The organism is Nonomuraea sp. NPDC003707 (genome assembly GCF_053587055.1).
Map to the genome: position 1 here is coordinate 1 of NZ_JBSFNK010000004.1, position 24,747 is coordinate 24,747.

Annotated in this window: 21 protein-coding genes; 10 read left to right on the top strand and 11 right to left on the bottom strand. The window is 71.1% G+C overall.

The genetic code is table 11. The annotated features are described in order from the left end of the window. The first annotated feature begins 288 nt into the window (after window positions 1–288). A complete protein-coding gene (locus ACWDRB_RS10795) occupies window positions 289–528 on the top strand; it encodes a hypothetical protein (protein ID WP_350738540.1) in 240 nt (79 codons plus the stop codon). Between the two features lie 147 nt (window positions 529–675). Here the strand turns inward: ACWDRB_RS10795 and ACWDRB_RS10800 are convergent, their stop codons facing one another. Both ACWDRB_RS10800 and ACWDRB_RS10805 read right to left on the bottom strand, forming a co-directional pair. Beyond that, a complete protein-coding gene (locus tag ACWDRB_RS10800) occupies window positions 676–1,206 on the bottom strand; it encodes a YbhB/YbcL family Raf kinase inhibitor-like protein (protein WP_449892865.1) in 531 nt (176 codons plus the stop codon). A 64-nt stretch (window positions 1,207–1,270) separates the two neighbouring features. After that, the gene (locus ACWDRB_RS10805) at window positions 1,271–3,271 is read right to left on the bottom strand and encodes a HelD family protein (protein ID WP_449892866.1); all 2,001 of its coding nucleotides are present in this window, start codon (window positions 3,269–3,271) and stop codon (window positions 1,271–1,273) included. A gap of 335 nt (window positions 3,272–3,606) precedes the next feature. Between ACWDRB_RS10805 and ACWDRB_RS10810 the strand changes: the two genes are divergently transcribed. Beyond that, entirely contained in the window at window positions 3,607–3,942 is a 336-nt protein-coding gene (locus ACWDRB_RS10810; protein WP_350738530.1) for a hypothetical protein, read from the top strand. A gap of 218 nt (window positions 3,943–4,160) precedes the next feature. On the opposite strand, the gene ACWDRB_RS10815 is transcribed toward ACWDRB_RS10810, so the two are convergent. The 3 genes from ACWDRB_RS10815 to ACWDRB_RS10825 all read right to left on the bottom strand — a co-directional run bounded on the left by ACWDRB_RS10815 (window position 4,161) and on the right by ACWDRB_RS10825 (window position 7,863). Further along, the gene (locus ACWDRB_RS10815) at window positions 4,161–5,807 is read right to left on the bottom strand and encodes a DNA repair helicase XPB (RefSeq protein ID WP_449892867.1); all 1,647 of its coding nucleotides are present in this window, start codon (window positions 5,805–5,807) and stop codon (window positions 4,161–4,163) included. Window positions 5,808–5,943: 136 nt separating this feature from the next. After that, window positions 5,944–6,291: a hypothetical protein gene (locus tag ACWDRB_RS10820; protein WP_449892868.1), complete on the bottom strand. Its 348-nt coding sequence runs from the start codon at window positions 6,289–6,291 to the stop codon at window positions 5,944–5,946. Between the two features lie 93 nt (window positions 6,292–6,384). After that, complete coding sequence (locus tag ACWDRB_RS10825) at window positions 6,385–7,863, bottom strand: AMP-binding protein (protein ID WP_449892869.1); 1,479 nt, start codon at window positions 7,861–7,863, stop codon at window positions 6,385–6,387. Window positions 7,864–8,214: 351 nt separating this feature from the next. Between ACWDRB_RS10825 and ACWDRB_RS10830 the strand changes: the two genes are divergently transcribed. Continuing rightward, window positions 8,215–9,642 carry a hypothetical protein gene (locus tag ACWDRB_RS10830; RefSeq protein WP_449892870.1) on the top strand — a complete coding sequence of 476 codons (1,428 nt, stop codon included), beginning with the start codon at window positions 8,215–8,217 and terminating at the stop codon, window positions 9,640–9,642. 144 nt (window positions 9,643–9,786) lie between these two features. Here ACWDRB_RS10830 and ACWDRB_RS10835 read toward each other — a convergent pair whose 3' ends face one another. Then, window positions 9,787–12,138, bottom strand: a complete 2,352-nt coding sequence (locus ACWDRB_RS10835; RefSeq protein WP_449892871.1) for a helicase-associated domain-containing protein — start codon at window positions 12,136–12,138, stop codon at window positions 9,787–9,789. A gap of 45 nt (window positions 12,139–12,183) precedes the next feature. On the opposite strand from ACWDRB_RS10835, the gene ACWDRB_RS10840 reads away from it, so the two are divergent. After that, window positions 12,184–13,023 carry a hypothetical protein gene (locus ACWDRB_RS10840; RefSeq protein ID WP_449892872.1) on the top strand — a complete coding sequence of 280 codons (840 nt, stop codon included), beginning with the start codon at window positions 12,184–12,186 and terminating at the stop codon, window positions 13,021–13,023. Here ACWDRB_RS10840 and ACWDRB_RS10845 read toward each other — a convergent pair. Further along, a complete protein-coding gene (locus tag ACWDRB_RS10845; protein ID WP_350738510.1) occupies window positions 13,016–13,633 on the bottom strand; it encodes a TetR/AcrR family transcriptional regulator in 618 nt (205 codons plus the stop codon). The two genes, ACWDRB_RS10840 and ACWDRB_RS10845, sit on opposite strands and share 8 nt — an antisense overlap. A gap of 56 nt (window positions 13,634–13,689) precedes the next feature. Beyond that, window positions 13,690–14,085, bottom strand: a complete 396-nt coding sequence (locus tag ACWDRB_RS10850; protein WP_350738507.1) for a hypothetical protein — start codon at window positions 14,083–14,085, stop codon at window positions 13,690–13,692. A 101-nt stretch (window positions 14,086–14,186) separates the two neighbouring features. Between ACWDRB_RS10850 and ACWDRB_RS10855 the strand changes: the two genes are divergently transcribed. Together ACWDRB_RS10855 and ACWDRB_RS10860 are read left to right on the top strand one after the other, a co-directional pair. After that, window positions 14,187–14,807 carry an HAD family hydrolase gene (locus ACWDRB_RS10855; protein WP_350738505.1) on the top strand — a complete coding sequence of 207 codons (621 nt, stop codon included), beginning with the start codon at window positions 14,187–14,189 and terminating at the stop codon, window positions 14,805–14,807. A gap of 89 nt (window positions 14,808–14,896) precedes the next feature. Continuing rightward, entirely contained in the window at window positions 14,897–15,292 is a 396-nt protein-coding gene (locus tag ACWDRB_RS10860; protein ID WP_185068960.1) for a cold-shock protein, read from the top strand. An 11-nt stretch (window positions 15,293–15,303) separates the two neighbouring features. Here ACWDRB_RS10860 and ACWDRB_RS10865 read toward each other — a convergent pair whose 3' ends face one another. Next, window positions 15,304–16,818, bottom strand: coding sequence for an MFS transporter (locus ACWDRB_RS10865; protein ID WP_449892873.1), 1,515 nt, complete (start codon window positions 16,816–16,818; stop codon window positions 15,304–15,306). A gap of 125 nt (window positions 16,819–16,943) precedes the next feature. Between ACWDRB_RS10865 and ACWDRB_RS10870 the strand changes: the two genes are divergently transcribed. Together ACWDRB_RS10870 and ACWDRB_RS10875 are read left to right on the top strand one after the other, a co-directional pair. Beyond that, complete coding sequence (locus ACWDRB_RS10870) at window positions 16,944–17,747, top strand: DUF3027 domain-containing protein (protein WP_350738500.1); 804 nt, start codon at window positions 16,944–16,946, stop codon at window positions 17,745–17,747. A gap of 56 nt (window positions 17,748–17,803) precedes the next feature. Further along, the gene (locus ACWDRB_RS10875) at window positions 17,804–20,836 is read left to right on the top strand and encodes a sacsin N-terminal ATP-binding-like domain-containing protein (protein ID WP_449892874.1); all 3,033 of its coding nucleotides are present in this window, start codon (window positions 17,804–17,806) and stop codon (window positions 20,834–20,836) included. Window positions 20,837–20,879: 43 nt separating this feature from the next. On the opposite strand, the gene ACWDRB_RS10880 is transcribed toward ACWDRB_RS10875, so the two are convergent. Together ACWDRB_RS10880 and ACWDRB_RS10885 are read right to left on the bottom strand one after the other, a co-directional pair. Next, entirely contained in the window at window positions 20,880–22,328 is a 1,449-nt protein-coding gene (locus ACWDRB_RS10880) for an alpha/beta hydrolase (protein ID WP_449892875.1), read from the bottom strand. A 93-nt stretch (window positions 22,329–22,421) separates the two neighbouring features. Further along, entirely contained in the window at window positions 22,422–22,631 is a 210-nt protein-coding gene (locus tag ACWDRB_RS10885) for a DUF2530 domain-containing protein (RefSeq protein WP_350738492.1), read from the bottom strand. An 83-nt stretch (window positions 22,632–22,714) separates the two neighbouring features. Between ACWDRB_RS10885 and ACWDRB_RS10890 the strand changes: the two genes are divergently transcribed. After that, on the top strand, window positions 22,715–24,157 hold the full coding sequence (locus ACWDRB_RS10890) for an NCS2 family permease (protein ID WP_449892876.1): 1,443 nt from the start codon (window positions 22,715–22,717) through the stop codon (window positions 24,155–24,157). 117 nt (window positions 24,158–24,274) lie between these two features. Next, entirely contained in the window at window positions 24,275–24,727 is a 453-nt protein-coding gene (locus tag ACWDRB_RS10895; protein WP_355376980.1) for a MarR family winged helix-turn-helix transcriptional regulator, read from the top strand. The last annotated feature ends 20 nt before the right edge of the window (window positions 24,728–24,747 follow it).

The window sequence follows — 24,747 nt, forward strand, 5'->3', positions numbered from 1 at the left end:
CGGCCAAGGTGACGCGCTCGGCGCTGCAGAACGCCGCTTCCATCGCGGCGCTCTTCCTCACCACCGAGGCCGTCATCGCCGAGAAGCCCGAGAAGAACGCTGCTGCTCCGGCCATGCCGGGCGGCGGCGACATGGACTTCTAGGTCTTTTCTTCGCTGTTCACAACAAGAGCGGCCCGGTTTTCCGGGTCGCTCTTGTTTTCGTTTATCAGCCATTACGTTTCATAATTGATCCGCTACTCCGAGTGAGGAAAGGTGGTGATCACACACCTCAACGAAGGAGTAGAGGATGCTTTCCCGCAGCAAGCGTATTTTCGGCATCGCCATTCTGAGCGCGGCCGCCGCGGCCGCCGTCGCCATCCCTGCCCATGCGTCCAGCACCCCGGTCATCACCGGTCAGCTCATGAAAGTGGTGCAGGCGCCGCTCTGCCTGACCACGGGGACGCTGGCCGGCGAGTCCAAGCTGGGAGTCCCGCTCGTCGAGGAGCTGCTGCCGCAGCTCGGGGCCTCTTGCGCAGTGTTCGCCTGACGCCTGCCGCGCTCTCGGTCTCTCGGACGCCCCGCCCTTCGTGGTGGGGCGTCTTCCTTTTTCCGGCCCGCCCGTTACGGGTGGAGCGGCTCCCCTTTTCGCGCCTGCCGCACCGCCCTCGGGAGGGCGGTGCGGCCGTGGGCGCGGTCAGGTGCTGTAGGTCGGGACGACGTGGCCGCGGGCCAGGGTGTTGGCGGTGATGTTGAAGCCCACCACCGCCGGGCTGGCGTCGCTGTCCACGCCCAGCTTGTCGACCCCGAGGGCGTGCACCGTGAAGACGTAGCGGTGCGGGGTGCCGGGGGGCGGGGCCGCGCCGCCGTACTCCTTGGTGCCGTAGTCGTTGCGGGCGTGGACCGCTTCCGCGGGCAGGCCCTTGAACTCCGGGCCGGTGCCCGCGCCCGCCGGAAGCTCCGTCACCGAGGCCGGGAGGTCGAACAGCACCCAGTGCCAGAAGCCGCTGCCCGTGGGGGCGTCGGGGTCATAGCAGGTGACGGCGTAGCCGCGGGTCTCGGCGGGCGCGCCGGACCAGCGGAGGTGAGGCGACTGGTTACCGCCCTTCATGCCCCAGTCGTTGAAGACGTGGAGGTCGTTCAGCCGCTCGCCGTCCTGGATGTCGTCGCTCTCGACCACGAGCGCGGGAACCGACGGCAGGTGTTCATGTGGAAGCGGTGCTGGCACGGCATCCTCCTAGGTTGAGAGCTCCTTGCTCAGCCATCCTAGAAGCGGCCGTGCCCGCCGACGATCAGCCCGTCAGCTCGGCCGGCAGCGGCTTGTCGTGCAGGACCGTCAGGGAGGTCACCGCACGGGTCAGCACCACGTACAGCCTGGCCAGGCCCCTGGGTTCGGCCGCGACGATGTCCGCGGGCTCCACGACGATGACGTGGTCGTACTCCAGACCCTTGGCCAGGGTCGCGGGCACGATCAGGAGGCGGTGCTCCTCGTCCGAGTCGGGGCCGAGCACGGCGTGGGAGAGGCCGGTCAGCGCGCGGGAGACGTCGGCGACCAGGGTGTCCGGGGTGATGACGCCGATGGAGCCCTCCCTGGTGAGGACCTCCGCGGCTGCCTCCGCGATCGAGCCTCCGGGGCGTACCGCGAGCGAGCCGAGGCCGGGGCGCAGCGACCGCGGCGCGGCCAGGTCGGGGGCGATGGAGGGCAGCAGCCGGGCGGCGTAGTCGAGGACCTCCCGCGGCACGCGGAAGCCGAGCGTCAGCTCCGTCACCTCGCCTTCGCGCTGGCCCAGGTGCTGGAGCACCGACTCCCATGAGCTGGTCGACCACGGGGTCGTGCCCTGGGCCAGGTCGCCGAGGACGGTGGCCGAGCCGTTGCGGCAGCGGCGGCCGAGCGCTCTCAGCTGCATCTCGGAGAGGTCCTGGGCCTCGTCCACCACGAGGTGGCCCAGGGACGGGGTGCGCTCCATGAAGTCGCGCAGCTCGTCCAGGAGCGCGGCGTCCGCGGCGGACCATTTCGCGGACTTCCAGCTCCGGTACGGTTTCCGCCATCTAAGCATTTCCTGCTCATCCGGCGACAAATCGGATTTAGCGGCCTTTGTCAGGAATTCTGGATCGGAGAGGAGGCGATAAAGGACTTGCTCCGGCGTTAGTTTGGGCCAGACCGTATCGACGAGCTGTTTCACCGGTTTCGATCTGGCCACGGCGTCCTGCACCCGGTCGTCGGGCGATTCGCCGCGCTGCTCCATTCGTACGAGCACCATGTGGGCCAGCCGCTGCGCGAGTGCCGCCCGGCCGGGGTTGTATCGCGTGGTGCCGCGCAAGGAGGCCACGATCTCGCGTACCTCGTAGTCCGCCACCCGGTAGCGGTAGGCGCCCTTGGAGAAGACCACGCCGTCCTCGGGCTTGACGATGTGCAGCCAGAGCGCGCGTTCGAGCACCGCCGCCATCCTGGCGTCGCCCTTCAGCGCCGCCACCATCGGGTCCTCTTCGGCTGTGTACTCGCCGAGCAGCCCGCCCACCGTGGTCTGGTCGACCTTGACCTCGCCGAGCGCGGGGAGCACCGAGGAGATGTACGACAGGAAGGCGCGGTTCGGGCCGACGATCATCACGCCGGCCCTGGCGAGCCGCTCGCGGTGGGTGTACAGGAGATACGCGGCCCGGTGCAGGCCCACGGCGGTCTTCCCGGTGCCGGGGGCACCCTGGACGCACACCGTCTGGGCCAGGGTGGATCGGACGATCTCGTCCTGGTCCGGCTGGATGGTGGCGACGATGTCACGCATCGGGCCGGTGCGCGGGCGCTCGATCTCGTCGGTGAGGATCTGCGACGGGCCGATCTCGCCGCCCTCGCCCAGCGGCTCGTCCTCGAACGCGGTCAGCGCGCCGCCGTGGTACCCGAAGCGGCGCCTCCGTACGACTCCCATGGGGTCGGCGGGGCTGGCCTGGTAGAACGCCTGGGACACCGGCGCGCGCCAGTCGATGACCAGGGGCTTGCTGCCGCCGTCGTGCACGTGGCGGCGGCCGACGTAGATCGTGCCGGGGAGGTCGTCACCCGGCTGCCGGTCGAGGCGGCCGAAGAACAGCGGGGTGTCGGGGTGGTCGGCCAGCGCGGCGACGCGCTGGTCGAGGAGGGACTGGAGGATCTGCTGCGACACCCAGTCACCCGCCGCGTCCGCGGACAGCGACTGGGCGTGGGCGCGCATCGCCTTGAGCGCGGCCCTGGACTCGGCCAGGTGAGCCTGCTCGGAGGCCAGTACGTCGGAGGGTATGTCGGGGGCCAATTGGTGTCCGGGCATGCGAAAGCGCCTCCCTGGGTCGGAAACGAAGGTGGTAAGGCAGCGAATCGGCCAGTCTAATGGCGACGCGGGGCGGCCTCCAAAGCATTTACCCCTCCGGCCACCCACGCGCCGCGCCACCCGCCGTCCTCGCCGTTCGCCCGCCGCTGCTCTCAGCCTCGGCGCCCAACCGGCGTCGTCGGCAGGGCTCCTCGGAGGGCAGGCACGGTGGCGGGTCGGGCGAGCGGTCATGAGGGTGAGGGGCGGGGCCGATGGGCGTCGCGTCCGCTCGCCCGGCCCAGGTCGGCAACCGGCGGGGGCGAGTAGCGGTCTGCGGGGAGGGGTAGGGACAGGTGATGGCGCGGATTCAGCTGCGTTTTTCGCCGATCATTCCCACGATCGCCAGCTTCCTGCTCGCCGCCCTCTGGGCGTTGTCCGTCTTCGCGGGCTGGGGGTCGGAGGCGTTCTGCCAAGGCGGCGAGTCCGCTTCGACCTGCTCCCAACGTCTTGGTACGGTCTCCACGGTATCGGGGCTGTTCGCCGCGCTCGCCGCCTGCTGCACGGCGGCCGCCTGGCTCATCCCGTGGTCCAGGCAGGACCCGCGCACGTTCGGGCGGGTCATGGGCGCGGGAGTGGGCGCCTGGGTCGTCGCGGAGGGCGTGCTGTTCCTCGGCGGCCTGATGGCGCGGTAGCGCGCCCCCGCCGGCTCGAAGCTTCTCATCGGTAACAATCGGGAAATACCGAAAAATTCGGGCATATCAGGTGCGTTTGTCGGATCATGGGGGTATGTCGGAGGCGGCGTGATAGTACGCAGGTGAGGGGGGTGGTTCGATTGTCTTCGGCCCGCGGAGTTTCGTGGACGTGACAGCACGCTGAACATGCCTGGCCGCTCGTGACGAGCGGCCGGGCGTCACACCTCGCCGTGCACGTCGTCGGCGTCGATGATCTGGTACGCGTACCCCTGCTCGGCCAGGAACCGCTGCCGGTGCGCGGCGAACTCCTGGTCCACCGTGTCCCTGCTGACCACCGTGTAGAACCGGGCGCCCCCGCCGTCGGCCTTGGGCCGCAGCACCCGGCCGAGCCGCTGGGCCTCCTCCTGGCGTGAGCCGAACGTGCCCGACACCTGGATCGCGATCGCGGCCTCCGGCAGGTCGATGGAGAAGTTCGCCACCTTCGACACCACCAGCACCTGGATCTCCTTGTCGCGGAAGGCCTGGTAGAGCCGCTCCCGCTCCTTGACCCTGGTCTCGCCCTTGATGACCGGCGCGTTGAGGTGCTCGCCGAGCTCGTCGAGCTGGTCGATGTACTGGCCGATGACCAGCACCTGCTCGCCCAGGTGGCGGCGGACCAGCGCCTCGGTGACGTGGGTCTTGGACGGCGTGGTGGCGCAGAAGCGGTAGCGCTCCTCGGACTCGGCCATCGCGTACGCCAGCCGCTCCTCGTCCGTCAACGTGACGCGCACCTCCACGCAGTCGGCGGGCGCGATCCAGCCCTGGTTCTCCATCTCCTTCCAGGGCGCGTCGTACCGCTTGGGACCGATCAGCGAGAACACGTCGCCCTCGCGCCCGTCCTCGCGCACCAGCGTCGCGGTCAGCCCCACACGCCGGCGGGCCTGCAGGTCGGCGGTCATCCGGAAGATCGGCGCGGGCAGCAGGTGCACCTCGTCGTAGACGACCAGGCCCCAGTCGCGGGCGTCGAACAGCTCCAGGTGCGAGTAGACGCCCTTCCGCCTGGTGGTCATCACCTGGTACGTGGCGATGGTGACGGGGCGGATCTCCTTCTTCGAGCCGGAGTATTCGCCGATCTCGTCCTCGGTCAGCGACGTGCGCTTGATCAGCTCGGTCTTCCACTGGTGGGCCGAGACCGTGTTCGTGACGAGGATGAGCGTGGTGGCCTGCGCGTGGGCCATGGCGGCCGCGCCGACGATGGTCTTGCCCGCGCCACACGGCAGCACGACCACGCCGGAGCCGCCGTGCCAGAACGCGTCCGCCGCCTCCTGCTGGTACGGCCGCAGCGCCCAGCCCTCCTGCAGCAGCTCGATCGGGTGGTGCTCGCCGTCCACGTAGCCGGCCAGGTCTTCCGCCGGCCAGCCCAGCTTGAGCAGGGCCTGCTTGACGTTGCCGCGGTCGCTCGGGTGGACGATGACCGAGTCGGCGCCGAGCCGCTCGCCCAGCATCGGCTGGATCTTCTTGGAGCGCAGCACCTCCTCCAGCACCGCCCGGTCGGTGGAGGTCAGGATCAGGCCGTTGACCGGGTCCTTCTCCAGCCGCAGCCGGCCGTACCTGGCCATGGTCTCGGCGATGTCCACGAGCAGGGCGTGCGGCACGGGGTAGCGGCTGAAACCGATCAGCCCGTCGATGACCTGCTCGGCGTCGTGTCCGGCGGCGCGGGCGTTCCACAGGGCCAGGGGGGTGACGCGGTAGGTGTGCACGTGTTCGGGAGCTCGCTCGAGCTCGGCGAACGGCGCGATCGCCTTACGGCAGTCGTTCGCTCGTTCGTGGTCGACCTCGAGCAGCAGTGTCTTGTCCGACTGGACGATCAGCGGTCCATCGCTCACTGGCTTTTCTCCGTGGGGTTCCGTACGGGGCCTCGCGCAACAGGACCATCGTCTCCCGATCCTGGCTCTCCCGCTCCGAGACTCCAACAACCCGCGCGCCCGGATTAGTCCTCGGACGGGCCAAGAGCCGCGGCCGTCAGTCGTCGAGATAGCCGGACAGGCCCAGGAAAAGGAGGATGCCGGCGCTGAGCACGAAGCCGAGCCCGAACATGATCCAGCTCCAGATCACCATCGTGCGGGCGGCCTGCGGCTCCGTGCGGCCCTTGCTGAGTGCCAGGCCGGCCAGGATCGCGCCGGGCAGGCCGAGGAAGTTGCAGCAACCGACGAGCGCGAGGAGGTTGAGCACGAGGGAGACGATCGCGTTGGCGCTGGGCCCGTCGTCGCGCCGCGGCGGGGGATAACCGTAGCCGTACGGCGGCGGCTGCTCGCCGTAGGGGGCGCCATAAGGCTGGTACGGGTAGCCCGACGGATCTTCCTGGCTCATCTTCACCTCCAGACACGTCAACACTTATCACGGAAAGGAGGCGCGCTTGACCGCGCTGTGAGATCCCACCATGGATCGCCGGGCCGAAGGCGGTCAGTCGAGGCGGGCCCGAAGCGCCTTGCGATCGAGCTTGAGCACGCTCGTCACCGGCACCGAATCCACGAACCTCACCTCGCGCGGATACTTCACCCGCCCCACGCGCTCGCGGGCCCACTCGATCAGCTCCTCGGCCGTCACCGTCGCGTCCTGCCTGAGCTGGACGAACGCCACGACCTCCTCGCCGATCCGCGGCTCCGGGCGGCCCACGACGCCCGAGACCACCACGTCGGGGTGGCGGTTGAGGGCGTCCTCGACGTCGCGGGGGAACACGTTGAAGCCGCCCCGGATGATCAGGTCCTTCTTCCTGTCCACGACATAGAGGTAGCCGTCGTCGTCCACGCAGCCGATGTCGCCGGTGCGCAGCTCCCTTCCGATCAGCGCGGTGCCCTCGGGGTCGGGCTCGTGCTCGCCCCAGTAGCCGAGCATCAGCGCCTCGCCCGAGACGCAGATCTCGCCGACGTCCCCGGTCTCCAGCTCCTCGCCCTCGCCATCGCGGATGGCGATCGTGTAGCCGGGCAGCGGGAGGCCGACGCTGCCGGCCCTGCGCCTGCCCGGCGGGTTGAACGTGGTGACCGCGCTGGTCTCGGTCAGGCCGTACCCCTCGAGGATCTGCACGCCCGGCACCCTGCGCTCGAACTCCTCCAGCACGTCCCTGCCGAGCGGTGCCGCGCCGCAGGTGAGGAAGGACAGGTCGGGCAGCGGGTGCGACTCCAGCGGCTCGGCGAGGAGCAGCTGGATCATGGAGGGTACGACGGTGCCGTACTGGACGTGCTGCTCGGCGGCCAGCGCGAGGAACGTCTTCGGCTCGAACCAGCGCATCAGCACCGCCTGCTGCGGCTCTGTCGCGTGCATCGAGGCGACCGAGATGATCAGCCCGTACGCGTGCGAGAGCGGCACGGGCACCAAAGCACGATTTTTCCCTTCTTGGTGGGACATGTCCCAGACGTCCTTGGCCACCCGCCAGAGGCCACCGTGGCTCAGCATGACGCCCTTGGCCCGGCCGGTGGTGCCGCCGGTGTACATCAGAGCGGCCAGATCGCCGGGGTCCCTGGTCACCGGGCCGCGTTCGGGTGCCCGTTCCAGCTCGGCCGTGTCCACAAAAATCGGGATATCGACGGCGGTGGCCCGTACGGTCTCCACCAGTTCGGGCGAGGTGACGATCGCGGACGCGCCGCTGTCGAGCAGGATGTGCCGTAGCTCGTCGGCGCCCACCAGGAACACCGCCGGAGTGACCACCGCGCCCGCCGCCCACAGCGCCTGGTAGATCAGCGGCACCTCGGGGGAGTTCGCCATCATCACGACCACCCGGTCGCCGGGCCTGATCCCGCCCTCGGCGAACCCGCCGCACATCCGCCGCGCCCGCTCGGCGAGCGCGTGGCTGCGGTGCCAGACGCCCTCGTAGAACGTCGCGTCGTGATCGTCGAAGCGGCCCCAGGACTCCTCGGCCAACTGGCCCAGCGTTTGCTCGGTCACATGCCCAACCTGATGCGATCGTGGTCACGCCGTCAACCCTTGACTAGTCATGGTGGGCGGGGCCCAGTTGACCGGTAAATGACAATATATCTCCCTCTATGGTTGTTCGTGTTTTCTTGTTGGCCTAGATCGTGTAATGGTGGAAGATCTAGGGGCCATGGGGCCTGCCGAGGCAAGGGAAGTCATGATCGACATGTCCGTGTCAAGCGGCCCCGAACGCGAACGTCACGCGAAAGGCCAGGTCAGGGTGGCTTTGGTGACGCTCTGCGAGCTCTTCGTAGTAAAAGAAGAAACTTGTTAGGCGTAGTTATTTTCTGTAGAAAACTTTCCAGTCAACCCTGAGGTGAATTCGTGACCGAAACGCCTGAATCGGGCGAGATCGACCTCGATGACATAACGCTCGGCCAGAGCTTCTTAACGGTGTACGAGCACCTGCGGCCGCTCGCCGCGCCGGTCACCAGGGACCTGAAGCGACGGGACGCCGACGCGCTCCTGCGCTCCTACCTGGAGCCCGGCTGCTTCCCCGAGGCCGTACGCCGGCTCAGCGTCCGCCACCTGCTCGTCCTCGTGGGCGAGGAGGAGACGGGCAAACGACTGGGCGCCATCGCCCTGCTCTCCCGGATGTCCCTGGCCGAGAGCACGATCACCGTGCTGTCGCCCGCCGGCAGCGCCGCCGACCTGCTGTCCAGGACCGAGTACGAGCCGGGGCGGGCGTACCTGCTGCACGACTGGATCGCCGAGAGCACCGACAGGATCGAGCTGCTCAACCTGGCGCGCAAGCTGGCCGAGCTGGGCTCGTACCTGGTCATCACCAGGAACGGCGTCCCCTCCCAGGCGGCCGAGGTGGAGCAGCCGTGGGGCGTGCCGGAGCCGGGGGAGCTGTTCGACCTGTGCCTCAGGGCGTACGGACTGCGCGCGGGCCACAGCCCCGAGGAGCTCACCCGGGCCCGGGACCTGGCGCTGACACTGCCGACGCCGGCCGAGGTCGTGCGCCTGGCCGGACGGCTGGTGGGGGACGACGAGCCCTCGGGGGAGGACGTGGCGGCCTGGTTCGACACCAAGCCGCTGCTGCACGAGGTGCGGGAGGTGGCCGCGCTCGCGTTCCTGCATGGGGTGGGCGGGCCGGTGTTCGAGCGGCAGTTCGCCAGGCTTGAGAGGATCTGCCAGGCGCAGGAACGGCGGGTGCCGCGCGTGTCCCATCCGCTGGTCGCCCATGAGGAGGGCCGCGTCGTCTTCCGGGTGCCGCACCACCGCGGGCAGGTGCTCGCGGAGCTGGTCGGACGGTACGGGTTCTGGCTGTGGCAGCCGCTGCGCGAATGGGTGCGGTCGCTGGCCTGGGAAGGGGCCGACGTCCGGACGCGGGCCGCCGAGGGGGTGGCGTTGCTGGCGGCGTACTCGCTGAAGGACGCCCAGCTGGAGTTCCTGGACGTGTGGGCGCGGGGCGGGAACGCGGAGCGGCTGGCGGCGGGGGACGCGCTGTCGTACATGTGCGCCGACGACACGCTCGCCACCGAGGCGCTCAGGATCGCGCTCGCCTGGACGGCCGATCCCCTGGACCCGCGCGCCGCGGCGGCGGCCGTGGCGCTGGGCGGCGGGCTGTCCGTGCGGTATCCGGCCGACGCGGTGCGGCGGTTGCGACGGCTGGAATCCGGCGGCGGGCCTTCGGCGGGTGTGGCGGGGCGGGCGTCGGCGCTGCTGGCCGAGCACGCGGGCCGGTGCCACGACGCCCGGGCCCGGACGGTCACCGCGCTGTCCGCGCCCCTCGCCACGGACGCCTGACCCCACCCCGATGACGCTCGCCGGGGCCGCGGGACCCCGGCGAGCCCCCGCGCGCCGGAACCCCGCGCATCGAGACCTCAACGCGCCGGGACCCCCGCGCCGGGACCCCCGCGCGCCAGGACCTCGGTGCGGCGGAGGCCGGGGTCAGAGGCCGGCGACGCCGGTGATGCGGTGGAGGGCGAAGCGGTGGACGGCGGCCCGGGTCTCGTCGTAGGCGGTCAGGTAGCCGCCCTCCATCCGAGCCGGCTCCAGGATGCGCGAGGTCGCGTTCCCCTGCGAGTCGAGGTACCCGATCCACACGCGTACCCCCTGCTTGATCGCCTCCTGCAGGGCCGAGATCGTGGCCGTCGCGGGCCCGCGCGGCACCTGCCCGCCCGGCGCGTCCACGGGCTCGCGCCGCGCCAGGTGCGCCGCGTCACCGGCCCGCAGCGCGCGCACGGCCGCCGTCGCCACCTCCGGGTCCAGGCCGTTGGGCGACGCCACGGCGCGGACCGGGGCCAGCCCCTCGGTACGGCGGCTGTCGAGCTGCGAGATGATCACGTCGCCGTCGAGCGACTCGGCGACGGGCGCGTACCCCATCGCGCGCAGCGAGTCGACCAGCGCCGCCCTGGACGAGCGGGAGGCGATCACGGTGGGGGCCAGCCTGCGCAGCCGCAGCGCGGTGGAGCGCCGGTCGGCGGTGATCTGGTCGAGCAGCGCCGGGTCGTCGCAGCGGATGTACGCGCTGGCCGTGCCCACCCGGATCCGCCCGTGGCGCCTGGCCACGTCGGTCACCAGGTACGACAGCGCCTGCGGCACCGGCGTGGCCGAGTGGCGGGTCAACATCGACACCAGCTCCTCGCCCCCGTGCCCCGCGTCGAGCGCCCGCCGGATCGAGCTCTCGCTGAACCGGTAGACGGTGGCCCCGCCCTTCGACTCCACGTCGGCGGTGAGCGTCATCCAGCGGTTGAGCTCGCTCGTCAGCGGCCCCGGCGCGACGGCGGTGAGGTCGGCCTGGAGCAGCACGTGATCGACGGGCTCGGGCAGCAGTGGCGCGAGCACCTCCGCGGGCTCGCCGCCTTCGAGCAGCGCCCGCCCGTGCGCCGACAGCGCGCCCAGCCCCGTCACGCCGACCTGCTCGGCCTCCCGCAGCGCGAACTCGGTGAGCTGCTCGCGCAGCGGCCCCCGGCGGCGCGGCTGCTCCCAAGCCAGGCGTTCGAGGACCGAGTCGCGCGAAGGCGCGAGGCCGGGCGCGGCGGCGAGCACGCCCAGCGTGGCCGCCCTGACCCCGGGCGCGGAGGAGCGGCGCAGATCGGTGTGCAGGGCGTTGAGCGGCCTGTCCCGATCGTCCCGGTCGCCGACCAGGCCGGGTACGCGGTCCATGTGCAGCCAGGTGAGCGCGAGGGTGACCCACCGGTCGGCGGTCGCCCTGACCCGCCAGAGGTCGTAGCCGGAGGTCGGCAGCCACTCGCCGTCCACGCCGCCGCCCGCAGCGATCAGCCCGGCCGCGTGCGCCACCTCGATGACCAGCGCCGCCGCCCATTCGGGCAGGTCCAGCTCGCTCGTCGCGCGCTTGAGGTCGCGCACGCCCAGGCCGCCGGTACGCAGCACGCCGGGTGGCTCGACGCTCCAGCGCTCGCACAGCTCCTCGACCGACCTGACGAACGCGAACGCCTGCCCGGCCGCCGTACGATCGGCCAGCTTCCGGTCGCGCGCCGTCCCTTCGAGCGGCGGCGGGAGGGCCAGCAGGCCGCGGTGCACCCGGCCGCCACGCAGGTAGAGGCCGACCTCGCGGGGGAGGGTCACGCTCTCCTCGCCGGTGGCCGCCAGCAGCCCTCTGGCCAGCAACTCCTCGATGGGCGAACGGGCGGAGGCCACGCTCACCTCGCGCCTGGCGTTGGGCACGCGCCCGGTCGGCGGCCCCCAGGCGAGCTGGTCGAGCGCGCCCCTGGCCTCGGGCGAGACGGACCCGACCAGGGCGGCGGGCTCCGCCAGCACAGCCGCCAGCCGTTCCTTGCCCGAGCCCTCGGTGCCCGGCGCGACCTCGTCGGCCATCTCGTCGAGCTGCTCGGGCGCGTGATGCCGGAACGCGTCAACCGCCTTCGGCCCGAGCCCGGCCGGGTCCTCGAGCACCTTGCGCACGCCGGGCCCCAGGTCGAGCGCGTCGTCGGGCCCGAAGACCAGCGCCAGCTCGAACAGCCGGTCCAGCGCGGCCGACAGCGCGGGCTCGGCGTCGCGCGCGCCGCTCTCCGCGTCATCGTCCGCCAGGGCCGCGGCCACGAGCTCGCGCAGCCGCTCCTTGGGCATCGGCCCGTCCCGTACGGCCAGCGTCTCGACGACGGCCAGCGTGAAACGGTCGAGCCGGTCGAGCACCCTGGCGATCGCCGACGGGCTGCCCGCCCGCGACGCCAGGCCTTCCAGATGCGCGGGCACCGGAGTGATCAGCTCGGGCCGCGCGGAGACGAGCGCCCGCAGCTGTTCGTCGGTGCGCCCCCTGATCCACTCCGTGAACTCCATCGTTGCCATGGTATGTCCCACCTGATTGGGGCAGCATTGCTTGACGTGATAGAGCGCGCGGACCAGCTCGTCCTGAACTACGTCTCCAAGGCGGCCGATGCCGCCCACGGCGTGCTCAGGGCCGACCAGCGGCTCGACTTCGCCAAGCGATTGCGCGCCAGGATCGAGGAGGAGCGGCACGGCAGCCAGAACGCGCGCGAGGTGTCGAAGGTGCTGGCCAGGTTCGGTGACCCGGTGGCGCTGGTGGAGCGCGAGGCCCGCCGGCTCGCCGAGGCGGGCGCCCCCACCATGCGCACCCCCATGGGCTCCGCCGAGGAGGGTCAGCCGTCCGGGGACGAGAGCTCCACGCGGCGCTTCCCCACGATCGTGGACGACGCCGACGCGCCCCCTGGCGTCCAGACGTACCGGAGGATCGCCAGGGAGAGCCTCGGTAGGGGCCGGGGCCTGCCGTTCGCCGGGCTGCGCAGGATGGCCATGTCCAGCGCGAACCCCATGGCGACCGGCGGCAGGGACGCCAGGACCCTGGTCAAGGAGCATCCGCGCGACGCCGCCGCGATGGTCGTCCTCGTGGTGGCCGCGCTGCTGCTGCCGTTCGACCTGCCGCCGGTGGCGATCTTCGAGATCCCCGTGCTGGTGTGGGCGGTCGGGGCGGTGCTCGTGCTGTTCAGCGAGAGCTGGAGCCTGCGCGACAAGCTGCTCGGGATCGGGGCGCCGCTGCTCGGCTACTCGGCGGGCGGCGTGCTCGTCGGTGGCCTGCGGGTGGGGAGCGAGCCGGGGTTACAGGCGTTCTTCGCGCAGTTCTACAGCGTCAGCGGCACCATGTTCATGATCGGTACGGGGCTGGGCGTGGTGTGGCTGACCTACCGGCTGCTCGACGTCAGCTGACCGGCGCGGGGCTGGGCAGCAGGCCGACCGCCAGGCGCACCCACCCGGCGACGAACTGGTCCTTGTCCGCGTAGCCCGGCAGCTCGCCCACCGTCTCCTGGAACAGCCGGTAGTGCACCACGGAGCCGCCCAGCACCACGGAGATGCCGGCCCAGTCGACCTCGACGTCCTTGTACTCGGGCTGCGCCCTGAACCAGGTGACGATCGCGTCGAACATGGGCTGCAGCAGCCCTTCCCTGACCACGGCGACCAGCTCGGGGAACTGGCTCAGGTCGCGGAAGAACACCCGCGTCAGCTCGGACTCCTCGCGGACCTTGGCCAGCCCGGCGCGGCACAGGTGGGACAGGCGATCTTCGAGCGCCGCCGACGCCTCCATGCTGCTCAGCTCGGCCAGGCTCTCCGCCACCTGGCTCCTGGTGCGGGTGGCGTGCTCGTTGATCGCCGCGGCGAGCACTTCGTACTTGGACTTGAAGTGCCGGTAGAGCCCGCCGGCTCCGGGCGAGAGCCCTGAGGCGGCCTCGATCTCCGCCACGGAGGTGGCCGAGTAGCCCCGCTCCGCGAACAGCCGCAGGGCCTCATCGATGATCCGCGCACGGGTCGATCTGGTCATATCTATCCTGTTACCTCCGCCTTGAGAGTAGTCGCAGTGTGTGGCGGGGACCGCACTTACGGAGCGGCGCGCCGGATCAGGCCCGCCAGCGCCGAGCCGATGATCAGCCAGACGATCGCGGCCAGGCCGTAGTTGACCAGCGCGGTCCAGCGCGGGTCGGCGAGCTGGAACAGGTTGGCCAGGCCCAGCGACAGCCAGCCTGCGAGCGACTCGACGAACTGGTACCAGACGTTGGCCGGGTTGGCCTTGAACACCGTGAAGACCGCGTACAGGATCACGACCAGCGCCGCCATCCGCGAGGCGACCTTGACCAGATAGGCCAGCGCCGACACGGTCCGGGTCCAGACCGTCACGGTCGGGCCGCCGGGCCGGGCGGGTCTGTGCGGGCGCGGCGGGGCGGAGGAGGCGACGAGCCGGTCTCCGGCGTGCGGCGGTTGGGGGGCGTTGGTCACGGCCGGTCCTCTCCGATAAGTAATTCCTTTCTTCCCATTCCCACAGTCCCACAACAAGAGGCCGTTACGGGTCGTTGGACGGCGTTTGGCATCCTGCACATGTGACGACTTCCGTTGGATTCGACCTTGACATGACATTGGCGGACACGCGAGAGGGCATCGCGGCCGTTTACGACGAGCTGTCCGTGCGTTTGGGCGTGCCCATTGACTCGGCCGCGGTGGTGACCCGGCTGGGGCCGCCGCTGGAGGTGGAGCTGGCCAACTGGCTGCCCGCCACGGAGGTCGCCGCGGCCGCCGACCTTTATAGGGAGATATATCCGCAAATAGGGGTGCCGGTGCACACGGCCATGGCAGGCGCGTACGACGCCATCGAGGCCGTACGCGCAGGCGGCGGCCGGGTGATCGTGGTGACCGGCAAGAACCTGCGTGACGCCATCGGCACGGTCAAGGTGCTCGGTCTCGCCGTGGACGAAGTGGTCGGTTCCGTTTTCGGAGCCGCGAAGGGATCGGCACTCGCGCGGTTCGGCGCGGCGGCTTATGTTGGTGACCATGTCGCGGACATCGAGGCGGCGCGCGCGGGCGGCGCCGTGAGCGTGGCGGTCGCGACCGGTCCATACACGGCAGGAGAGCTGCGTGAACACGGAGCCGATGTGGCGCTGGCCAACCTGACCGAATTCGCCACCTGGTTCGCAGGTTGGCGCAAGCATGATGAACTCCGGTAATTGCCCGGGATTTACCCGGTCGCCCTGGCGCGCTCCGGGGCATAACCTACATCCATCCATCTTTTCGACTGTTTGAACGAGGTCCTCCTGTGCCGAGTGGCAAGGTCAAGTGGTACGACGCCGACAAGGGTTTCGGCTTCCTCACCCGCGACGACGGCGGTGAGGTCTTCGTGCATTCCTCCGCGCTTCCCACAGGTGCGGCCCCGCTCAAGCCCGGCCAGAAGGTCGAGTTCGGCGTGGCCGAAGGGCGCCGCGGCCAGCAGGCGCTCTCGGTGCGGATTCTCGAGCAGCCGCCGACACTGGCCAAGCCCAAGCCCAAGGCCAAGCGGAAGAAGCCGGATGAGATGGTCGTCATCGTCGAGGACCTGATCAAGCTGCTCGACGACGTCTCGACGTCCTACCAGCGGGGCAAGCACCCGGAGGCGGCCCACGCCAAGAAGATCGCACAGGTGCTCAGGGCCGTCGCCGACGACCTCGATGCCTGAGACCCCCGGCGTCAGGTGTTCGGATTGGTGAGCGGTTTGGTCGGGTCGAGCGTGTCGGTCAGCTGGAGCTCCTGACCGCCCGCCTCAGCCCGCTGCCTGCGCAGCTTGTCGTCGGTCGCCCGCACGCGCCGCCGCCTGGCGATCAGCAGCCAGCCGAGCGTGGCCGTCAGCGCGACGGCCAGCGTGACCAGCCCGGCCACGCTGCTCTCCGACAGTGACAGCACCAGCCCGACCAGGCCGCCGAACACCCAGGCGAGCTGGAGCATCGCCTCGACCACGCCGAACGTGGACGAGCGCACCTCCTCGCCGATCTCCCGCTGCACGATCGCGTCGAGCGCGAGCTTGCCCAGCTCCTGTGCGAAGGCCGTGACCAGCGAGATGGCCAGCGCGGTCCACAGGCCGAAGAAGATCGCGGTCGCGATGCTGGTCACGACGGTCACGGCCAGCGTGACCAGCACGATCAGCTGCGGCGAGTGATTACGCGTCCAGTTGGCCACGGCGGCGCCGGCCAGGCCCCCCAGCCCGGCCGCGGCCGCCAGCAGCGCGATCGTCTTGGGGATGTCGAAGAACGGATCCTGCAGCTGCCCGGCCGCGAGCCAGGGCACCGCCTTGTCCTGCACCAGGAACAGCAGGAAGAACAGTAGGAACCCGGAGAAGACGCGCAGCGCCACGTTGGCCCAGACGGCCTCGGCCACCGCGGGGCCCACCTTGAGCAGGGTGCGCCAGCGCGGCGCGGCTCCCTCCTCCTCCAGGTCGGGCGAGTCGATGTGGCGCGGCAGGCGTACGGCGGCGACTCCCAGCAGCAGGAAGGCCACCATCGCGACGCGCAGCACCAGCGCGCTGCCCAGCCAGGCGGTCAGCCCGGCGCCGAGCGGCACCGCGACCCCCGCGGAGACTAACGTGAACAGCGCCACCCGCGCGTTCGCCGACACCAGCGTGATGTCCGCGGGCAGCACGCTCGGCATGATCGCGGCCCGCGACACGTTGTACGCCTTCGACAGCACCAGCACGCCCAGCGCCCCGATGAACAGCGTGGGCAGGTCGCCGGGGCCCACCGCGGCCGCCATCGCGAAGCAGAGCAGCCCCCGCCCGAACAGCGTGCCCGCCATCACATAGCGCCGCCCCGACCTGAACCGGTCGAGGATCGGCCCCACGAACGGCGCCAGCAGCCCGAACGGCAGCATCGTGATGACCAGGTAGAGGGCCACCGAGCCGCGGGCCTCGCCCACGGGCACGCCGAAGAACACCGTGCTCGCCAGTGCCACCGTGACCAGCGCGTCACTCGCGCTGTTGCCTGCCGACAGCTCGATCAGGCGGCCGAGCCCGGTGCGGCCGGCGCCGTTGGCGTACGTGAGGCGCCGGGTGGCCTTGCCGACTTTTCGCGCGCCCTTTGCCGTGGCCTTGCCCGCCCTGGCCGTGCCGCCGGCCGTGGCCCTGCCCGCGCGCACGGTGGCGCGTCCCGCGTCGGCGGCCCCGTGTGCCACCCGCCGCGAGATGTCGCGTGCCCGGCCCCAGCCTCCCTCCACGCATACCAGTCTTACCTGATTCGTCCGCGATCTCGGTGCGGGATCCCCCGTTGTGGGACTCTCAGGTCCGCCCATGGGTGAGAATGAAGTGTGAGCGAACAGCACCTTTCGGCGGAGGGCCCCCGATGAGCCGCACCAGGGCCCGCGTCTCCGCTCCCGACCAGGCCTGTGTCGCCGCGGTCGATCTGGCGCGCAGCGCGGCCGAGGAGCTCGCGTGGCCGGGCGAGCCCGGTGAGCACCTCGGGTTCGAGGGCGAGGGCGACCGGATCGTCACCCATTACTTCGCCTGTCTCGACCGGGCATACCGCGGCTGGCGCTGGGCCGTCACCGTCACGCGTGCCTCGCGGGCCAAGAAGGTCACGGTCAGCGAGGCCGTCCTGCTGCCCGGCTCGGGCGCGCTGCTCGCGCCCGAGTGGCTGCCGTGGAGCGAGCGCCTGCGCCCCGGCGACCTCGGCGTGGGCGACCTGCTGCCGACCTCTGAGGACGACGACAGGCTCGCGCCGGGCTTCACCGAGACCGACGACGACAGCGGCGACCATCAGGCGGTTTTCGAGTACGGCCTGGGCCGGGCACGTGTGCTCTCGGCCATCGGCAAGGACCTGGCGGCCAGACGCTGGCATTCGGGCGAGCACGGGCCGCACACGCCGATCGCACACGCCGCTCCCGCGCAATGCTCCACCTGCGGCTTCTACTGGCCGCTGGCGGGTGGCTTGCGGCAGACGTTCGGGGTCTGCGCCAATGAGTACGCTCCTGACGACGGCAAGGTCGTCGCCGCCGACCACGGCTGCGGCGCCCACTCCGAGGCCGCCGTCCTGCCGCCGACCGTCGAGCAGGCCACGCCGATCCTCGACGACCTGGGTTATGACCTGATGGAGGAGGAGGCGGGCTCGGTCGACGAGTCGGCCTCCGAAGAACTCGGCCATTCCTGACAGAGCAGGCCGCTAACCTACGCGTGGCCGTTACCCCTCTACCAGGATCGTGATCGATGACCGACACCTATGGCACTGACCGGATGCGAGCCGCCGTCCTCTCCGCGTGGACGGCCTCGCCCGCGAGGTTCCGCGAAGACGCCAACGCCGAAGAGGACTTCGCGCTCGGCGGCTACCGGGACCGGCTGATCGTCGAGCTCGCCCAGAACGCCGCCGACGCGGCCTTGCGCGCGGGTGTGCCGGGGGTGCTGCGGCTGACGCTCAGGGGCGACGTGCTGACGGCCGCCAACACCGGCGCCCCGCTCGACGCGACCGGTGTCGAGGGTCTGTCGACGCTGCGCGTCTCCGGCAAACGCGACGAGGTGGGCGCGGCCGGGCGGTTCGGCGTCGGGTTCGCCGCGGTGGTCTCGGTCTGCGACGAGCCCGCCATCTGCTCGCGCGGCAGCGGCGCGGTCCGCTGGTCGCGTTCGGAGACCACGGCCGCGGTGGCGGAGATCCCCGCGCTCGCGGGCGAGCTGGCCGACCGTTCGGGGCACGTTCCGCTGCTCAGGCTGCCGTTCGACGCGCCGCCGCTCGACGTGCCCGAGGGTTTCGACACCGTCGTACACCTGCCGCTGCGCGACCCGGTCTGCGTGGACGCGGTCCGGGTCATGCTCGCCGAGACCAGCCCGGCGCTGCTGCTCGGAATGCCCGCGCTGGAGGCCATCGAGATCGACCTCGACGGGTCGGTCCGCACCGTGGCCGCCGACGGCTGGCACGTGGTCTCGGAGTCGGGGGAGTTCACGGCGGAGGAGGTGAGCCGGCTCTTCGCCGACCGGCCCACCGAGGAGCGCGCCCGCCCCTACTGGTCGCTGCGCTGGGCGGTGCCGCTCACCGGCACCGGCGAGCCGGGGCCGCTGCCCGCCGCGGTGCCGCCGGTGGTGCACGCGCCGACGCCCAGCGACGAGCCGCTCGACCTGCCCGCGCTGCTGATCGCGTCGTTCCCGATGGCCACCGACCGGCGCCACTTCGCCAAGGGGCCGCTGACCGACTTCCTGGTCGAGCGGGTGGCCGACGCCTACGTCCGCCTGCTCCAGGAGCTGCCGCGCACGCCCAAGCTGCTCGACCTGGTGCCGTCGCTGATGGGCAAGGGCGAGCTGGACGCCAGGATCCGCCGGGCCGTGCTGGCCAGGCTGCCCTCGACGCCGCTGCTGCCGGCGCTGTCCGCGCCCGCGCCCGCCGTGCAGACCCCGTCCTTCGCCGACGCGGAGGTCTACGAGCCCGACGCGCAGTGGCAGGTCGAGCACCCCGCCCGTGAGCCCGGGGACGACGGATGGGTGATCGCGGGCCAGGAGGCCGCCGTGGTGGCCGCCGGCTCCGCCGAGCTGCTCGCGGCGGTCGCCGACTTCGTGCCGGGGCTGCTGCCCGCCGGATGGCCCGCCAGGCATCCGGCGATGGCCGCGCTGGGCGTGCGCAGGGTCGAGCTGGCCGACGTGATCGATCTGCTGTCGGGCGAGGCCGTGGAGGCGCGCGAGCCGTCGTGGTGGCGCTCGCTCTACGAGGTGCTGCCCGCCGACGATCCCGAGTCGCTGGGCGCCCTGCCGGTGCCGCTGACCGACGGCCGGCTGGTGCGCGGGCCGCGCGGCACGCTGATCCTCACCGACGGCGGGGCCGAGCTGGACCTCAGCCCGCTGGGGCTGCGCATCGTGCACCCCGAGGCGGCCCACCCCGCGCTGCTCAGGCTGGGCGCGGCCGAGGCCACGCCGCGCACGATCCTCGAAGACCCGCTGACCAAGGCCGCCGTGGCGCAGTCGCTCGACAGCCCCGACCCGGAGCCGGTGGCGCGGGCCGTGCTGTCGCTGGTGGAGGCCTCGGCGCTGGCGCCCGGCGAGGCGCCGTGGCTGGCCGAGCTGGCCCTGCGCGGCACCGACGGCGAGCTCTACCCCGCCGGTGAGCTGATGCTGGCCGACGGGGCGCTGGCGGGGCTCCTGGAGCCCGGTACGCACCTCGGAGTGGCCGCCTCCGAGCTGGAGGAGGAGTACGGCGCGCGGGTGCTCGCCGCGGCCGGGGTGCTCGACGGGTTCGCGACCGTCCACGAGGCGGACGTGCTGCTCGACCAGGACGACTGCGACCACGATCTCGACGGCGAGGACGACTGGCTCGACCACGTGCTCGACCTGCTGCCCGAGCTGGGCGTGCCGCCGATGGTGCCGGAGTTCCTGGCGGTGCGCGACCTGGAGCTGGTGGCCGACTGGCCGGCCGCCCTCGCGCTGCTGAGCCGCCCGCCGCTGCGGGCCGCCCTCCACCCGCTGCGGGTGGCCGGCGTGGAGGTTCCGTCCTACACGGCGTGGTGGCTGGCCAACCACCCGGTGCTCGACGGGCGCAAGCCGCTGGAGCTGCGGCTGCCCGGGGCCGACCCGCTGCTCCAGGGCCTCTACGCGGACGCGCCCGCGGGGCTCGACGAGGCCGCGCTGTCGATGCTCGGGGTGCGCACGACGCTGTCCGAGCTGCTCGCCTCCCACGGAGGCCCGGAGGAGCTTCTTGACCTGATGGCCGACCCGGCCGTCGAGGTGGACCGGGCGCAGCTGCGGGCCCTGTGGATCGCGCTGGCGGGCGTGGATCCGTCCCGGGTGGCCCCGCCGTCCCGCGTCCGCGCGGTCCTGGCGGGCTCCATCGTGGTGGCCGCCGCGGAGGACGCGGTGGTGGTGGAGGCGCCCGACCTGCTGCAGCTCGTGGTGGACCGGCCGCTCGTGCTGGCCCCGTACGACCTGGCGGAGTCGCTGTCCGAGCTGCTCGACCTGCCGCTGGCCGGGGAGCTGACCTCCGGGGAGGTCACCTCGCAGGGCCAGGTGCGCCCGGTGCCCCAGGAGGTGCAGGCGCTGCTGCCGACGGCGCCCACCAGCTACATGGAGCACGAGAAGCTGCTGGTGGACGGGATGGAGTGCACGTGGCGCTTCTTCGAGGGCATGGTCCACTGCACGGGCCTCGACGGGCTCGCCCGCGGCCTGGCCTGGGCGACGGGCCAGTGGAACGACCGGCTGGCGGTGGCCGCGCTGCTGCGTGACCCGGAGTCGGTGCCCCTCCTGCTCGCCGAGTCCGACCTGTCCTGACCGGCTCGGTGGGGAGGCGCCCCCGTGGTGCCTCCCCTGAGCGTCAGGCCGCGCAGGCGGTGGACCTGGCGGGCACCTTGCCCTCCAGCACGTACGCGTCCACCGTCCGCATGACGCACGCGTTGCCCGTCAGGTAGGCCCCGTGGCCCTCGCCCTCGTACGTGACCAGGACGCCCGTCTTGAGCTGGTCCGTGAGCCGGGTGGCCCACTGGTAGGGCGTGGCCGGGTCGCCCTTGCCGCCGATGACCACGATGGGCCCGGAGCCGGTCGCGTCGATGCGCTTGGCCGCGTCGTCGCCCGGCACCGGCCAGTGGGCGCAGGGAGCGCCCGAGCCCTCCACCGACAGGACCGGGAAGATCTTCTCCACCCGGTCGTTGACCTTGGCGACGTCGGCGGCGGTGGGCCGCTCGGCGGTGTCGGCGCAGCTGATCGCCTGCAGGCTCGCCATCATCGTCGTGTACGTCCCGTCGGCCCTGCGCCCCGTGTACGCGTCCGCCAGCATGAGCAGCGCCGTGCCGTTGCCCTTGATCGCCGCCGCGGCGGCCTGCTCCAGCACCTGCCAGGTCGCCTTGGCGTAGAGCGGGGTGATGACGCCGAGCTGGCCCAGCCCGTACGTGAGCTCCCGGTCCCCCACTTTGAGCGGCTTGTCCTTGAGCCCGTCGAGCAGGCCCACGACCGCCTTCTCGACGGCGGCGGGGTCGGCGCCCAGCTCGCAGCTCTGCGCCACGCAGTCCTCGGCGAACGCCTGGAACGCGTGGTCGAAGCCCTCCGCCTGCGTCACCGCCCGCTGCTCCCACGTGACCGTGGGGTCGAAGGCGCTGTCCAGGACGAACCGGCCGACGTTCTTGGGGAACTGGGTGGCGTACACGGCGCCGAGGTGCGTGCCGTACGAGAGGCCGAAATAGTTGAGCTGCTTGTCGCCGAGCGCGATCCTGAGCAGGTCGAGGTCCTTGGCGGCGTTCACGGTGCCGACGTACGGCAGGAGCTTGCCCGAGTCCTGCCGGCACGCCGCCGCGAACTCCCCGGCCAGCCGGTCGCCGTCGGCCTCGGTCGTCGACGCGAGCAGCTTGGCGATCTGGCCGCCGCACCTGACGCCGGAGCTGCGGTCGACGCCGCGCGGGTCGAAGCTGACCAGGTCGTAGCGGGTGCCCAGGCTCCCGAACGCCCTGGCGGCCTGCGCCATCGTGTCCACGCCGGAGGCGCCGGGGCCGCCGAAGTTGAAGACCAGCGAGCCGAGGCGGTCGCCGGTGGCCTTGACGCGGATGAGCGCGAGGCCGATCTTCTCACCGTCCGGTCTGGCGTGGTCGAGCGGGACCTGGAGCTTGCCGCACTCGACCCCGGGGGCGGGGGGCGCCGGATTGCCGTCCGGGCCCATGAGGTCGGTGCAGGTGCTCCACGCGACCGTACCCGGCTCCTGGGCGGGCCGGTCGGCCGTGCCGCAACCGGCGAGCACCACCGCGCTCAGGAGGACTATCCCTATGGCCTTCTTCATGCTGACAAGCATGCTGAAGCCGGGATAAGCCGAGGTAGTGGGTGAAAACACCACATCCGGATGACTTCAGCGAAGCGCTGGAGATGACGAATGTCAGTTTCGCTGCCGGCGGCGTACGAACCACATGCCGAAGAGCCCGAAGCCGATCCCGGTCACGCAGGTCCAGATCCACCAGGTGTTCTCGGGAGCGGGACGGAAGATCAACAGGGCGACCAGCACGACGGCCCAGACCGCGGTGCCGATGGCGACGGCGGCCGTGTCGTTGGTCTTGATCGGCTCCGGATCGGGATGCCACTGCTTCACGTTGTCCAGCCTAGCTTGCAATAGGGTCTCGATCTCATTACCGACTCTTTCCGCAGCTCATCCTGCCTGTCACTGTTCGCGTCGTGAGCGACACTCGTAACGCTATCGACCGTTTCTTCCAAATCTCCCAACGAGGCTCGACCGTCTCCCGTGAGGTGCGGGGCGGCCTGGCCACGTTCTTCACCATGGCCTACATCGTGGTGCTGAACCCCATCATCATTGCCAACGGCACGGACGTGCAGAAGCAGGTCATCGGCGACGGCACGACGCCCAACGTGGCGCTCGTCGCCGCCGGGACGGCTTTCGTGGCGGGCGTGCTGACGATCCTCATGGGCGTCGTCGGCCGGGTGCCCTTCGCGATGGCGGCGGGCCTGGGCCTGAACGCCTTCGTCACCTTCAACATCGCCTCGGTGATGACCTGGGAAGAGGCCATGGGCCTGGTCTTCCTCGAAGGCGTCATCATCGCCATCCTGGTGCTGACCGGGCTTCGGACGGCGGTCTTCCACGCCATCCCGGCCCAGCTCAAGACCGCCATCAGCGTGGGCATCGGCCTGTTCATCGCGTTGATCGGCTTCGTGGACGCCGGCTTCGTGCGGCGCGTGCCCGCCGGGCCGCCTCTGGAGATGGGCATCGGGGGCAGCCTGACCTCGTGGCCGATCTTCGTGTTCGTGGTCGGCCTGCTCGTCACGGCCGTGATGGTGGCGCGCAAGGTCAAGGGCGCCATCCTGATCGGCATCGTCGGCACCACCGTGCTGGCCATCGTCGTGGAGCTGATCACCAAGTCCGGCCAGTTCTCGGCCAAGAACCCCGGCGGCTGGCAGCTGAACGTCCCGACGGTCCCCGACCAGATCTTCGGCTTCCACAACCCGCTCACGCTGTTCACGGAGTTCGACCCGTTCGGCGCGTTCAGCAGGATCTCCGTGCTGCTGGCCGTGCTGTTCGTCTTCACCCTGCTCATCACGGACTTCTTCGACACCATGGGCACCATCGTGGGCGTCGGCCGCCAGGCGGGCCTGGTGCAGGAGGACGGGACGCTGCCGCGTACCAGGGAGATCCTGCTCGTCGACTCGATCGGCGCGGCGGCCGGCGGCGCCGGGTCCGTCTCCTCCAACACCACCTACATCGAGTCGGCCGCAGGAGTCGGCGAGGGCGCCCGCACCGGTCTGGCCAGCGTGGTCACCGGGTTGCTGTTCCTCGTGGCGATCTTCTTCGCGCCGCTCGTCACGGTCGTCCCGTACGAGGCCGCCGCGCCCGCGCTGATCGTGGTCGGCTTCCTGATGATGACCTCGATCCGCGACATCGACTGGGATGACTTCGAGATCGCGATCCCGGCGTTCCTCACCGTCGTGATCATGCCGTTCACGTACTCGATCTCCAACGGCATCGGCGCCGGCTTCATCAGCTACGTGCTGATCAAGGCCGTGCGGGGCAAGGCGCGCGAGATCCACCCGCTGCTGTGGGGGGTCACGGCGCTGTTCGTCCTGTACTTCGCGATCGGCCCGATCCGCGTGCTCTTCGGCGTCTGAGCCCGCCCCTGAAGCCGCCCTGCGCGTGCGGGGCGGCTTCGAGGTACCAAGGAGGTACCAGATATTTGCTTTCGGAAATTTCTCGACATGCCGTATAGTTAGCAAAGGTAATGACACATGCTAACCAAACCCCAGCCCAAGACGGACCTGCGCAGCGACGCAGGCCTGGCTTCAGCCCTGCGCGTCTCAATGGCAAGGCTGACCAGGCGCCTACGACGACAGGCGGCAGCCCACTCGCTGACTCCCACGCAGTTCGCGACGCTCGCCGCGGTGGAACGGCATTCCGGGATAACCCCCGGCGAATTGGCCGAGCTCGAGAAGGTTCAGCCACCCTCGATGACGCGCGTGATCGCCGCCCTCGAGGAGCGCGGCCTGGTCTCCCGCAGCCCGCATCCGACCGACCGGCGACAGGTGACCGTGACGATCACCGAGGCCGCCGAGAAGCTGCTGAAGGAGGAGCGGCGCCGCAAGGAGGCGTGGCTGACGCAGCGGCTGAAGGAGCTCTCGCCGGAGGAGCGGGCGGTGCTGCGGCAGGCGGCGCCGATTCTGGAGAAGCTCAGCAGGATATAGAGCCTGAAGAACCCAAGACC